11 protein-coding genes and 1 pseudogene are annotated in these 14,278 nt (G+C 42.8%); 9 read left to right on the plus strand and 3 right to left on the minus strand.

The features are described from left to right. Nucleotides 1–397: 397 nt before the first annotated feature. From E0H81_RS15350 to E0H81_RS16355, 6 genes are all read left to right on the plus strand, one after another. Complete coding sequence (locus E0H81_RS15350) at nucleotides 398–1,354, plus strand: MlaA family lipoprotein (protein ID WP_131320143.1); 957 nt, start codon at nucleotides 398–400, stop codon at nucleotides 1,352–1,354. A gap of 110 nt (nucleotides 1,355–1,464) precedes the next feature. Beyond that, complete coding sequence (gene gigA / locus E0H81_RS15355) at nucleotides 1,465–2,433, plus strand: RsbU family protein phosphatase GigA (protein ID WP_131320145.1); 969 nt, start codon at nucleotides 1,465–1,467, stop codon at nucleotides 2,431–2,433. A gap of 113 nt (nucleotides 2,434–2,546) precedes the next feature. Beyond that, nucleotides 2,547–3,065, plus strand: coding sequence for an anti-anti-sigma factor GigB (gigB, locus tag E0H81_RS15360; RefSeq protein WP_131269550.1), 519 nt, complete (start codon nucleotides 2,547–2,549; stop codon nucleotides 3,063–3,065). A gap of 23 nt (nucleotides 3,066–3,088) precedes the next feature. Next, nucleotides 3,089–3,913 (plus strand): carbon-nitrogen hydrolase family protein, encoded by an 825-nt coding sequence (locus E0H81_RS15365; RefSeq protein WP_131320148.1) that lies wholly within the window; start codon nucleotides 3,089–3,091, stop codon nucleotides 3,911–3,913. A gap of 118 nt (nucleotides 3,914–4,031) precedes the next feature. Further along, on the plus strand, nucleotides 4,032–4,457 hold the full coding sequence (locus E0H81_RS15370; protein ID WP_131320151.1) for an organic hydroperoxide resistance protein: 426 nt from the start codon (nucleotides 4,032–4,034) through the stop codon (nucleotides 4,455–4,457). A 262-nt stretch (nucleotides 4,458–4,719) separates the two neighbouring features. Next, entirely contained in the window at nucleotides 4,720–4,878 is a 159-nt protein-coding gene (locus tag E0H81_RS16355) for a DUF4951 domain-containing protein (RefSeq protein ID WP_342353509.1), read from the plus strand. Nucleotides 4,879–4,885: 7 nt separating this feature from the next. Here the strand turns inward: E0H81_RS16355 and gspE are convergent, their stop codons facing one another. Further along, the gene (gspE, locus tag E0H81_RS15375; RefSeq protein WP_131320153.1) at nucleotides 4,886–6,373 is read right to left on the minus strand and encodes a type II secretion system ATPase GspE; all 1,488 of its coding nucleotides are present in this window, start codon (nucleotides 6,371–6,373) and stop codon (nucleotides 4,886–4,888) included. A 108-nt stretch (nucleotides 6,374–6,481) separates the two neighbouring features. On the opposite strand from gspE, the gene E0H81_RS15380 reads away from it, so the two are divergent. Both E0H81_RS15380 and E0H81_RS15385 read left to right on the plus strand, forming a co-directional pair. Then, a complete protein-coding gene (locus tag E0H81_RS15380; RefSeq protein ID WP_378235373.1) occupies nucleotides 6,482–7,294 on the plus strand; it encodes a DUF432 domain-containing protein in 813 nt (270 codons plus the stop codon). 8 nt (nucleotides 7,295–7,302) lie between these two features. Beyond that, nucleotides 7,303–8,229 (plus strand): mechanosensitive ion channel family protein, encoded by a 927-nt coding sequence (locus E0H81_RS15385; RefSeq protein WP_131320157.1) that lies wholly within the window; start codon nucleotides 7,303–7,305, stop codon nucleotides 8,227–8,229. A gap of 111 nt (nucleotides 8,230–8,340) precedes the next feature. On the opposite strand, the gene E0H81_RS15390 is transcribed toward E0H81_RS15385, so the two are convergent. Continuing rightward, nucleotides 8,341–11,058 (minus strand): DUF2339 domain-containing protein, encoded by a 2,718-nt coding sequence (locus tag E0H81_RS15390; protein ID WP_131320159.1) that lies wholly within the window; start codon nucleotides 11,056–11,058, stop codon nucleotides 8,341–8,343. A gap of 162 nt (nucleotides 11,059–11,220) precedes the next feature. Here E0H81_RS15390 and polA point away from each other — a divergent pair, with 162 nt between their 5' ends. Then, complete coding sequence (gene polA / locus E0H81_RS15395) at nucleotides 11,221–13,986, plus strand: DNA polymerase I (RefSeq protein ID WP_131320162.1); 2,766 nt, start codon at nucleotides 11,221–11,223, stop codon at nucleotides 13,984–13,986. Between the two features lie 51 nt (nucleotides 13,987–14,037). Here polA and E0H81_RS15400 read toward each other — a convergent pair. Then, a pseudogene (locus tag E0H81_RS15400) lies at nucleotides 14,038–14,278 on the minus strand (transposase); the annotation flags it as partial.

Genomic DNA, 14,278 nt, shown 5'->3' on the forward strand with positions numbered 1-14,278 from the left:
TTCATAATCTCTTAATGATCTTCTTGCTGATTCGTCACCAGCAAGCTAGGTCGGCTATACTACTCTCTTTACAAGAATAGTCAACAGGTTTTGTTGATTATTTCCAAACCTCTTCAAGACTTCCAGATTTTACCCTTCAGGCTAAATCCTTGTTTCTCAACAAGTTTTAATCAACATCACCGCCGATGGATGTGCATTCTACAGTATTTCAGATCAGGCACAACCCCTTTTTCCAACCTTTTTTATCATATGAATATTTTTTAATCATTTTATCTTTTTTTCCTACATAATTTGATCAAATTTGTTTTAATACCCTCGTTCAAAGAACTGTTAATATACTTATATTAGGTATTTTTAGCTTTAAGCACTGGCTTACGATAAAGCTCTAGGATTTTTTATGCACCACTTTCATTATGTTTGGGCTGGCCTTCTATCTTTAGGTTTGATTTCTCCTGTATATGCAAATGATTCGATTGATACTTCTGAATCTTCGACAACAGATAACCTAAAGACCTTTCCTGCAGAAAAAATCCAAACAGCTCAACACCCTCGTCTTGAAGCATTAAAAGAATTGAAAAATGTTAAAGCCAAAGATTTAAAAGTAAATGCCAATGCATCCCAGCCTGAAATTCAAAAAGATCCCTTGCAACCTTTGAATAGACAGATCTTTGCTTTTAATGATGTTTTAGATCGTCATGTAGCTCGTCCTTTAGCCATTCAATATAAAGAAAAAGTACCTACTGATGTTCGTGGGTCGTATCGTCAGTTTCGCAAAAATTTAGGCGAACCTTGGAATGTGGTCAATCAACTGATTCAAGGCCGCCCTCTTCGTGCTGCAGAATCTTTAGGACGCTTTACCATTAATACCATCACCACTTTAGGCTTTGCCGATCCTGCCCGACGTCTTGGACTGTCTGCTGAAGAAGAAAATTTTGGTACAACATTAGGTTATTATGGCGTTCCCTCTGGTGCATATTTAGTTTTACCCCTTTTTGGTCCAAGTACATTTCGTGATGGATTGGGTACCTTAGTAGATAGTCAGGCACGCCCACAAAAATACATTTTAGATGATCAGGATGGTGTTTATTGGGCAGACCAATCTTTACGTGGCATTGATGCCCGTTCACAAATTTTAGATATAGAAAATGTATTACAAGGTGATAAATATGCTGCCATTCGTGATATTTACTTGCAGCGTAAGAATTTTGCGATTGCAGAAAAAAAAGGGCTAGAATCTGAAAGCATGTTCATTGAAGATGAACTCGATAGCACTGAGGACGATGTGCCAGAAGATAATTCAGATAGTACTGCTGATGAAATGCACACTAATGATGCAGACACCCCAACCAAATAAGTCTCTGCCCTTTATAAAGAATATGATCATTAGAGTCTCTTTCTTTGCTGATCATTAGCTTGTTATAGTACAGCTATACATTATTACCTTAAGGATCATACAATTTCTTTATGTATTTCATTCGACCGACTCGCAATATTCCTTATTTAGATCAGGTTCTAAGTACGCTTCCAGGTGTACAAATGATTCACATAGATGATATTGATTTGTATGATCCCACAATTCTAGCAATTGCGGATGTACAAGACTATCTGACGCGTCAGTGGTCATTACCCACGATTGTGCTGGCGTTTGAAAATGAAGGTACAGCTTTAGCCCAAGCCTGGGAGCTAGGTGCTTTAGCCGGCTGGATCTGGAATAAATTACCCGGTGATCCCGAAGCGTCATTACTCAAAATTGATGCGCAATATAAACGTAATCAAGATAGTCGCGACCTGCCCTCAGCTGCACATTTGCAACAGTGTTTACTTCCCAATCCAATTGAACTGATCAATTATAAAGTTGAAACCTTGTTTCAACCTTCTGCATATTTGTCAGGTGACTGGTACGATTACTGGAAAATCAGCGATAAAGAAATTATCTTTTATCTGGCGGATGTCTCTGGTCATGGGGTCACCAGCAGTTTATTGACTTCCTGGATGGCTGCCTTTCATGGTCGCTCTAAAACACCGCGCGAGTTGATTAAAAAGCTCAACGGAATGTTGGTTCAAGAAAATATCGAAAAACATATTACGATGATTGCCGGGGTCTTAAATTTAGAAACACATCAACTGCGCTGGTCCAGTGCAGGACATTATCCTCCTGCCATTATCTTTGAACCGAATCAACCACCGCAAATTTTAAATACCAGCAGCTTTCCTTTAGGACTCACTGAAGATCTTGAAGTGGAAGAGTTTGAGTGTGTGCTGAATCGGCATGCCCGGTTTATTATTTGTTCCGATGGTGCACTCGAACCTTATTCTGGCGGACTGAATGAACAATTTGAAAAATTGGTCTTCGATTTACAGAATCAATCCTTCCAGGCACCTGAACATGTTGCAGACGATATTGCGATCCTAAGTTTACGCCGAATGAATTAATCATATAATCAATGCGTTAACTTTCAACTAAGCGATATACGACCCTAGACTACTTGAGTCTATAGTAGCCCTATGTGATAATTTTAGAATCCTTCTCTGCAAATGGCATTTATATGTCAACAGGTCATGTTGAATATGCAAGCTTGAATGGAACGCATATTTTTAAGCTTATTGGCGAAGTGCGTGCCCAATCTTGTATTAGTCTAGACAAACTCCTTAGTAAAATTGAACAGCAATCGAATGTCGTTGGGGCAATCGTAGATTTAACCCAAACTACATTCATTGACAGTACTGTTTTAGGGATACTTGCCAAGCTTGGTTTAAAGCTGAAGCAAATTCACCAAATTCAGGCAGTCATGTTATCGACCAATCCAGATATGACCACCTTGGCCAATAGCATGGGCTTGGGTCAAGTTTTTGTGATCTTAAATTACTGCGGTGATCCGAAAGTATGTACACGTGAATTGATGGAAGAACACATTACCCATAACGCTATGTTAACCACTGTTTTAGATGCACATAAAACATTGATGAAATTGAATGAAAGTAACCAAAACATGTTTGAACCTTTGGTTAAGCAACTGCAAAAAGAGCAAGACACCATAGAACAAGTGTCTCAACAAAACGTATAAAAATTATTATTTAGAGCCATCACATGACTTTACTCTCTGTTGTACAAATGAATTCCCAAGATGATATTGAAGCCAATTTCATCGTGATCGAGTCCTTGATACAACAAAGTAAAGCAGATGGCGCAGAGCTGATTGTTTTCCCTGAAAACTTTGTCTGTTTTGCAGGCGGAAAACAACGCGAAACCGCTACGCAGTTTGAAGCCATTCAACAGCGCCTAGAAAAACTTGCGCATCAATATCAAATCTGGATTGTAGCAGGCACTCTCCCATGCCCGTTCCGTCCAGATGGCTCTGTTATTAGCGATGGTCGTGTCCGTACGGTCAGTTTATGTATTAGCCCAGAACGTACTGAAGCGCGTTATGACAAAATTCATTTATTTGATGTACAAGTCGGTGATGCTGTCGGTGGATATCAGGAATCCCAATTTTTTGAGCCCGGAACAGATGTCGTTGTTGCAAAAACACCTTTCGGCAATATTGGTCTGATGGTGTGCTATGACTTGCGTTTTCCTGAACTAGCACTCACTTTACGTACCCAAGGTGCAAATATCCTGACTGCACCTGCAGCATTTACCTACACCACCGGTCAAATGCATTGGCAATTACTCCTGCAAGCACGTGCGATGGATAGCCAATGTGAGGTTTTAGGAGCTGCGCAACAAGGCTGGCATGGTGAAAAACGCCAAACTTGGGGTCATGCAGGAGCCACCAATAGTCGTGGTCAGATTCTAGATATCATTACTAGCGAAGGTGCGAGCTTAATTACTGTTCCTTTTGACCTTGCTGAACAAAATGCAGTTCGTACATCGATGCCTTTAATGCAGCACCGTAAAATTATTAATTTCTAATTCAATTCAGTTTGATATCGAAATTTTTTTCTTCTATAAAAATTACAAAATCACTGCTTATTCTTTCGCCAAAATCCCACACGATAACAGCTCAATTTAATTCACAGGGATTATAACAATGCCTTTAGAAAAAGCAGTCTATACAGCAAAAGCGAAAGCAACCGGTGGACGTGATGGGCGCGCGACCTCATCCGATGGAATTTTGGATGTTCAATTAGCTGTACCTAAAGAAATGGGTGGACCAGGTGGTGGCACCAATCCAGAACAACTGTTTGCAGCCGGTTATTCAGCGTGCTTTTTAGGTGCGATGAAATTTGTTGCCAACCGAGATAAATTGAATATCAGTAAAGAGGCTTATATCGAAGGCGAGGTTGGAATTGGTCCGATCCCGACCGGTTTCGGTATTGAAGTGACCTTAAATATTCATTTAGAAGGGATGGATCAGGCAGAAGCACAAAAACTGGTGGATGCAGCACATATTGTCTGTCCCTACTCCAATGCGACACGCAATAATATTAATGTAACCTTAAATCCAATTACTTAAGTAGAATTTAAATCTATCCTAAAATGAATCAGGTCATTTTAGGATAGAGTCTATTCATCACATCTCAAATTTCTCATCCACATAAATTATACTTACTGATCTGATTCACTTAGAAAAGTCAGATAAATTTAAAGTGAATCTCGCCATTCAGTGAATATTCCCAAACCCCATAAAATTTATTGAGTTTTATTAAAAGATAATTTGCTGAAAAAGAAGCCTTAATAGCATCATTAACAGATATAAAAAGCTCAAAACCTCAGATATTTTTACTTTAGAGAGAGTACAAACTTGGCAGAAGTTTTATGAAAATGAAACTGAGTGCAATCCAGATAATCCGACTACCCCAGTTCTTGCTCAACTGATGAAAAGATTGCCGAACTTTGCTAAGTTCAGCAATTTATCAAATCATACAAAGTCATAGGACTTCGCTAATCTGCCGCTTCATTGGTCACACGCAGCACTTCTTCCAATGTGGTTTTTCCTGCTATTACTTTGTGCAAACCATCATCCCGAATAGAACCCGACTGTTTACGCGCATAGGTTTCAATTTCATATTCCGCAGCATTGCCATGCACCAGACGGCGCATTTGATCGTCGACCGGGACAATTTCATAAATAGCAGTACGTCCGATAAAGCCGGTATGCGAACAGTGTTCACAACCTTTCGGTTGCGGTAATTTCAGTTCAGTGCCGACATCTAAATGGCGGAAAATTTCTGTTTCAAAAGCATCCGCTTCATGCCATGTTGCGCAACGTGGACATAAGGTACGAACCAAACGCTGCGCAATCACACCAATTAAAGAACTGGCAAGTAAAAACGGCTCAATCCCCATGTCTTTTAGGCGTGTCACTGCACCAATCGCAGTATTGGTATGCAGCGTCGAAAGCACCAAGTGACCTGTAAGAGATGCTTGAACAGCAATTTCTGCTGTTTCCAAATCACGAATCTCACCCACCATCACCACATCAGGGTCCTGACGCAGCATGGCTTTTAAAGCCCGGGCAAAAGTCATATCCACTTTGGTGTTGACCTGCGTTTGTCCTATACCTTCCAATTGATATTCAATTGGATCTTCGGCAGTCAAAATATTTTTTGAGCCATCATTCAAGTCAGACAATGCCGCATATAAAGTGGTGGTTTTACCTGAACCTGTCGGTCCCGTAACAAGAATAATCCCATGCGGACGATGTACCAGATGGGTTAAGCGCTCATAATCAGGCTGCCTCAAGCCTAAATGTGTCATATTCAAACGCCCGGCTTGCTTATCGAGTAAACGCATCACCACGCGTTCACCATGCGACGATGGCAAAGTTGATACACGCACATCCACTTCACGACCAGCCAGTCTTAAAGACATACGACCATCTTGCGGCACGCGTTTTTCAGCAATATCCAATTTTGCCATGACTTTAATACGTGACACCAAAAGTGGCGCCAATTCACGGCGGGGCTGTACAATTTCTCGAAGTTGCCCATCGACACGTAAACGCACAGATAATTTTTTTTCAAAAGATTCAATATGGATATCGGAAGCACCGACGCGAATGGCTTCGGACAATAAGGCATTGATCAGTCGTACAATCGGTGCATCATCTTCCTGATCCATCAGGTCTTCAGCTTCAGGCACCGAATCTGCCAGACTGAGTAAATCGGGATGATCTTCCAGACCTGCAGCCACTTGTTGCGATTCGCCAGTATCTCCGGCAAAGCTTGAACTGAGCAATTGATGAAATTCTTGTTCGCTACATAATTGATGCTGTGCAACATGACCTAAATAGCGACGCGCTTCTTGTATAGCCAGCAATGGCGTATTTTCACGGCGCACAATAAAGGCTTGATCACCCTCGTATCGAAGCAATACGCCATGACGCTTGGCAAAACTATAGGGTATTTGTAATTGTTTAAGTATTTGCATCAAAGTTTATAATGATGAATAAATTGATTTGAGTGTACTCTAAGCATAAGACAGCGTGAAGTCTGTTTTTACTGATTAAGCAATAAAGGAAATGTGCCGTTGTCTAAAATCAATGAATTGATCGAACCAGAGCACCCGAATTTAAAATGGTGGGGTGAACACACTTTTGAATTGAATCAGCCCAAAGCATGGCAATTTGGTTCGCTGTTATTTCGTCTGACCCGGGGTATACAAGAATGGCGATTGGAATTTCACCGTCCCCAGGTTCAGTATGACTATGAACAGAAATGGCATCAAATTGAAGATCCGAATTTTGGATTTCCACAACCGGTCAAAGTAGAACGTTATATGTTCAAGTCAACGCAAAACAAGTTGCAGCTTATGCCGCGTTTAGCTGATCGTTCCGTAGTGATCAAACCGGTTGATCCAATTTATATTCCTGCGGGACAACGCGGTACGCTGTATATCAGTACTCCGTTATGGATTGCCGGTTTTGTTGAAGGACAGAAAGATCCCCTGTTTGATATTCCCGTGATTCTGCCTAAAGATACCTGGTTTGGACCGAATCACCGCACGGGGGAAATTTGCTATGCTACTGCGGTCGATGGCCGTACAGAACTGCATCAATTAAAACCTCGCGCCTTTCGTGCTGTCACCCCGATTGAATTTCATAATACCAGCCATCAACAGTTACGCTTTGACCGGATGAATGTGCCTGTTTCTGCACTCCCGCTGTTTTATAGTGAAAGTACCGGACGCTTATGGACTTCACAAATTAAAGTTTTGCATGAAGGTCTGGACCGGCCGCCTCGAATCCGAATTGAAAACCGGACCCCGCCGCATGCAGGCGAAGTGATGTATCTGCATCCGCCACGCGCTCCCGCCAGTGCTTTGTTTAATATGTTTGATTCTTTTTTCTAGGGGGCAACATGGCAGATTCAAATATCCCAAAAGAAATCACCCAAAGCGTCAAGGGGATTTTTACTAATATCAATACGGAACGCCTGACTGAAATTTTAGTGGCCGTGATCTTATCCATTATTGGTTTCCTGATTGCCCGCTTTGTATCAAACGCATTTATCCGCACCATTGGCTCACGTTTTAATGCCCATCAAAGCCTGGTCTGGCGGCGCGGTATTTTCTATTTCATTTTCCTGATTTTTGTGATGGCCAGCCTTAAAGAAGCCGGCTTTAAACTGAGTGTATTTTTAGGTGCTGCCGGTATTTTAACTGTGGCACTGGGTTTTGCTTCACAAACTTCTGCTTCCAACTTAATCAGTGGCTTGTTCCTGATTGGTGAAGGTTCTTTTGAAATTGGCGATACCGTGCAAATGACCCTGATTCGTGGTCATACCATTGAAGGTGAAGTGATTTCAATTGACCTGCTTTCGGTAAAACTGCTGACTCAGGACAATGTCTATGTGCGTGTTCCGAATGAACAGCTGATTCGTGCGCCCGTCTATAACCTGTCCAAGTTTCCGATCCGGCGTATCCCTATTACTTTAGCCATCAACTTTCATGAAGACATCATTAAAGTGCGTGAAGTTCTGCTGGATGTCGCCAACAAATACCCACTGGTTCTGGCCGATCCAAAACCTGCCGTGACCGTTACGGCCTTCCGCGAATCCTCGATTGAGCTGTTATTTGCAATTTGGTGTGACGGTGAAAACTTTTTAAAAGTTCGGGATGAGATGCAGGAACGCATCCGTAATGGTTTCCTGGACAACCAGATTGAAATTCCAGTGCCGAAAATGGGCTTTGTCGATCGTCCTGCGAATGTTCAGCCTTTAACTGAGGAAGATATTGACCCATATGCCAATGCTAAAGAAGTAAAACGAGAGGCGGGGTTAAAATAAATTTTCTCGTTTATCTCAATCCGATTTATTTTTACCTCTCCCTTGCGAAGCATTGCTTCTCATCTCCTATAAAGGAGAGGGAACTTCTCCTTCTCTTGCGCCATATATGGCTCAAGGAGAAGGTCGGGATGAGGGATTTGTTTTTCCCCCCTCAGGAATCGGGGCGATATAGGCAATTACCAACATCACAAAGCCTGCGCCCAAGAATGAAATCACCCGGGTTAAAGTCCCGATATGTGACAGGTCAAACAGCACCAGCTTCAAGGTGACAATTACTAAAATGCTGCCACCCAAAATCCAGACGGAACGCAATTGTTTTCGGCTGGCAATACTCATGGTCATAAAGGCCAAACTGACCCAAAGCAAAGTCAGACTGAGTTGAACCGTACCATCTTCCCATAAAGCAAGTTGGTTAAATGGCGTACCCAAATACATATGTAATGCACGTAGCACAATGTAACTACTGAGCCAAAGCAGACTGAGTACTATCAGCACCGCAACAATGCCTTTATCTAAGCCGGTTTTAAGCTGCAAAGACAACATCCAGATAAAGCCTGCCAGCATGGCAATACTCACCAGATCAAATGGATTAACCATCGGTAAAAAATAGCCTTGGAAGGCTTGTTGGGTAAACAACTGCGAACAAATAATCCACGTCGCCATCAGCACCAGGCTACTGCGTGCTTGCCAGAACATTTTCCAGTCTGGATTATCCACCTGCCAATAACACCAGGCACAGAACAGCAAAGGCAAGATCACCACACTGATATAAGGCATGCCCGGAACCAACGTTAAGCTGGTCATGGCAAGACTGGTTAAAGTCCCAAAACTGACCCACTCTTTTTCCATCCGCACGCCCAGCATTGGACGCAGCCATAATGCAGTCAGTATCAAGCCAGAAAGTGCAAAACCGATTCGATCAAAAGCAGATTCCCATACAATAATACCCTGCTTGCTCTGATCAATCACCATAATGAATGCAAATACAAAGACTGGAATTAAGCCCAGCCATTTAGGAAATAACCACGTCCAGGTGGCTTTGCAACGTAACAGAACTTCATTCATCAGCAGATATAATCCACTAACCATCAACAGACTCATTACAAGTTGATGAGAACCGTCAATTTCATCCAGCAATAGCACAATGAACATCGTAGTTGCAGACAGCATCTGCAAACAGTGAAAAGCGATGGTTGAGTTACTCAGCTGACTTCTAAAAGATGCTTGGCTATTGGCGACCAAGACCACAGCAAAATAGCTTAGGCAGAGTCCCCAATACATCTCACGTGGGAATTCATTGAGCTCGACCAGATAATAAAGACTGGATAAGCCCGCAACAATCAGCAAGCCCATGGCCAGATAACGGCTGATCTCCGACTTGCGATACAGGGCATACGTAAAAATAATCAGCCCTTCAACCGCCCAGCCAATCACGCTCCATTGTTCCGATAGCAGAATGGGCGGAATCACCGCCAGAAAAATCAGCATTAAACTGAAATAGCTTTGTGAAATCAGCTGCACCGCCTGATTGCGTTTAGACAGTTGATACAAGCCTGCATACACGACTGCAAAAGCCAGACTTGCACCTGCTTGCCAAAGCATCTCTTCAAAATGCATTAAATAAATAAAAATATAGGCAATAATGGGTGCACCAAAAATCAGGGCAATATCCAAAGCAGGTTTCAGCTTGAATTGGGCAAGATCGTCTTTGGCAATCAGCTGGCTAAAGCGGAAACTGAGCCAGACAAATATGGCAGTATGCACAATCACCAATAAAGTTAGAGTATTGCGTTCCTGCTCTTGCCCCTGATAAAAGGCATAACCTCCTCCGACAATCACCGTCATTAAAAAGGCAATTTGATTGAGGATTTTCCAGGGCCGTAATGTACTTAACACGGCAACAGCAAGATTAATCACCACATAATAGGCGACCAATTCAATGGCTGTCGCATTGCGAACCGGCAAGGTAAACGGTGCAATATAGGCAATAATCATCGCCATCAAGGCCAGTTCAATAGATTGTTGTTTTAGACTTAAAGCGAGTGTCACGCCCATGATGACAGCAAAGCACAATGCGGCCATGCCTAAAGTCGGAATCACGGCATTGTAATAGGCAAAAAATAAGGTCAAGAATAATGCGGCTAAGCCCAAGCCTTCCAAAGCCAATGCAAAACTGCGGTTTTTAGTCTGGAACCAATACCCCAATGCGGTAACTGCGGCACTGACACTGGCCACAATTGCCAGTTTCAGTGCAAGACTGAGTTGCCAATGTTCGGTGGCAAAACGCAGTAATAATACGATGCCCATCACCAGCACCAATATCGCCACTTTTAAAACAGGATTTCCTTGAAAGATCCACTGCTTTAACTGATCAATCAGCTCTAATGACGCTGATGCAGTTTGAGATTCTGCAAGTTGAAGGGGGGGATTTTCGGCAGTAGAAGACAGGTTGATTGGTGTCTGATGTAAGCGCGTTTGCACCTGGTTTAATAAACCTTCTAAACGGCGCAACCATCTCAGAAAGAAAAAAATCCACGCCGTGATGCCAAGACCCACGACAAAACTCCATTCCATTGCACCACCGACAAGGGCAACAATTGAGGAAAGATATAAAGGAACTTTAGAGGTTTCTTGAACTGAAAGATTTGTTTCTGCAGCAATTTTCACTGCGGGTATCTGGATGGCATCGACATATTGCATCACGCTCATGACAAAGGCCAAGCCACATAAATACGTGAATACGCGTACATCTAAAAACCAAGATCCCACTCCGACAATAATCAATACCATCAGCCAAATCATCCGGATTTCGCTCTGCCCTTTGCGCATCTTTTCTTTATCTCAATCCTTTTGACTTGATCATACATCAGCTCGGACTTTGATTTTTAAGCATTCATCAGATATTCGGTAACACGCTTGTTTGATGATGTGTCTATGTTCATGTGCAAAATCACGTACAATAAGCTCGATATTTGAATTAGGAATCTTTCAATGCCACCATTTGTTTTGGTCGATGGCTCATATTTTTTATTTCGTGCGTACCATGCACTGCCACCACTAACCACTTCGACTGGTTTACAGACCAACGCAATTCGTGGTGCCATTTCTGCGATTCAAAAGTTGATGCGTCGGATTCAACCGACCCATATGGCGGTGATTTTTGATACGCCTGAGCCAACTTTCCGTCATGCGCTTTCATCGATTTATAAAGGTGACCGTCCAAGTATGCCGGATGAGCTTTCTCAGCAGATTCCCTACCTTCACAACCTGATCCGGGCTTTGGGAATTCCTTTGCACACCCTTCCGGGTGCTGAAGCAGATGACGTGATCGGGACACTGGCTAAACGTGCTGAGAAAGCCGGTTATCAGGTCCTCATTTCCACTGGCGATAAAGATATGGCGCAGTTGGTCACTGACAAAGTGACCCTGGAAGACAGCTTTAAAGACAAGCCAATGGATGTCGATGGTGTGTTTGAGAAATTCGGGGTGTGGCCGAATCAAATTATCGATTATTTAACCCTAATGGGCGATGCCTCGGATGGCATTCGTGGCGTACCCGGCGTGGGTGCAAAAACTGCCGCTAAACTTTTGAACGAATATGGTTCCATTGGTGGCATTTTAGAGAATGTCGATAAAATCAAAGGTAAAGTCGGCCAAAGTATTAAAGACAATGTCGAAGGCATTACTCTCGATCATCAGTTGGCGAGTATTGTCTGTGACCTTGATATGGGGCTTACTTATGAAGATCTTAAAGTGCTTGACCCAAATGTCGAAGAACTACGCCGCTTGTATACGGAACTTGAATTCCGCAATCAGTTACAGTCTTTAGACCATCCCAATAATCCGAATAATTCAGCTTATAAACAGGCATCCAAGGGAATTGAAACTTCTGTAGATACTGCAGTGGTAATTAATACCGAAGATGAGGCAGAGCTGAGCAGTGTTGATGATCAATTGGGTAAAGCCACTTATCATACTATTTTAACTCAGCCAGACTGGGAGCAACTTTTCCAACGCTTAAGTCGCGAAAAACGCTTTGCCTTTGATACCGAAACCACCAGCCTGGATTATCGTATTGCCGAGATGGTCGGTTTTTCAGTGGCTTTTGATGCCAATGATGCCTACTACATTCCGCTTGCACATGACTATGAAGGTGCACCTGAACAGCTGAATCGTGAAACCATCCTTGCGCAAATCAAACCCATTCTAGAAGATGCTAGCATTGAAAAAATTGGCCATCATTTAAAATATGATGCTCATATCTTGCAAAATCACGGCATTGAATTACAGGGTTGGTATTTCGATACTATGCTTGCTTCCTACGTTTTAAACTCTGTAGCAACACGTCACGGCATGGATGATGTGGCGCGAGTCTATTTAAGTCATTTGACCACCACCTTTGAACAGGTTGCCGGCAAAGGGGTTAAACAGAAAACCTTTAATCAAATCGAGATTGAAACAGCCGCGCATTATGCTGCTGAAGATGCGCATGTGACCTATCGTCTCTATGAAGTGCTGTCTAAAAAATTAAAAGCCGTGCCTGAACTTGATGGTATTTTGCATAATATTGAAATGCCGGTTGCCCGTGTTCTGACCATGATGGAAGAAAACGGTATCGAGCTGGATCTGAAATTTCTCGATCAATTGAGTGTAGATTTTTCCAATACCATTCAAAATCTGGAGAGCCAGATTATTGAAATGGCGGGACAGAGCTTTAATGTCAGCTCACCGAAACAGGTCGGTGAAATTTTATTTGATAAACTGGGACTGAAAGGCGGCAAAAAAACCGCGACCGGACAATACAGTACCAGTGAAAGTATTCTGGAAAAAATTGACCATCCCATCACCGCTTTAATTTTGGAATACCGCGGTCTGTCTAAACTGAAAAGTACCTATACCGATGGCCTGCAAAAACAGGCCAACAATGACAGCGGACGTGTGCATACCAGTTACCATCAGGCTTTAACCGCAACCGGGCGTTTATCTTCAACCGATCCTAACCTGCAAAATATTCCGATTCGTGCCGAAATTGGCCGTCAAATTCGTAAAGCTTTTATTGCGCCTGAAGGCCGGGTCTTGCTGGCAGCCGATTACTCACAAATTGAACTGCGTTTAATGGCGCATCTTTCCCAAGATGAAGCTTTGGTCGATGCCTTTAAGCATGGCCAAGACGTGCATCGCCGTACAGCCGCTGAAGTATTGGGCATTGCGCTGGAAGATGTGACCAATGACCAGCGTCGTCAAGCCAAAGCCGTCAATTTCGGACTTCTATATGGTATGTCGGAATTTGGCCTGATTCGTCAACTGGGCTTTACCCGCCAGGAATCACAAGACTATATCAAACAATATTTTCACCGTTATCCGGGTATTTACGAATACATGCAACGTACACGTCAGATTGCTTTGGAACAGGGTTTTGTCGAAACCATTTTTGGTCGCCGTTTATATACGCCTGATATCGACGCCCGTAATATGATGGTGCGTAAAGGTGCTGAACGTGCAGCCATCAATGCACCGCTTCAAGGCAGTGCCGCCGACATCATTAAAATGGCGATGGTTGAAGTAGATAAAATGCTACCGAAAGACCAAGCCAAAATGCTACTGCAAGTACACGATGAATTGGTATTTGAAGTCGATGCCGACATTGCTGATGAACTGGCACCGAGACTGGCTGAAGTGATGCAATCCGTGGTGAAACTTTCAGTACCTTTAATTGTGGAAGTCGGTAAAGGCATGAATTGGGATGAGGCGCATTAATTACTGCTTCTTGTGTTCCCTCTCCTTTTAGGCATAGGTATCTACACATCTTTAGGTACCTAATGCAATTGTTGCGATTTCATTCAGTTCATCTATTGAATATTCTGAGAGCAGTTGAAGAGTGTTCAGTAAAATCGAAAGTCCTGCCAATATTGCAGGTGCACTTTCCAACTTACCTCTCTTCTGCTGTCGGCCTGAAAGACGGGCCAGAAATATACGAATTTTCTGATTTTGTTCATCTTCAGAACGCTGTATTCGCCAAGTCAGCACACACGCCATACTGCTGATCAGG

Source organism: Acinetobacter terrestris, assembly GCF_004331155.1.
Classification (GTDB): Bacteria; Pseudomonadota; Gammaproteobacteria; order Pseudomonadales; family Moraxellaceae; genus Acinetobacter; species Acinetobacter terrestris.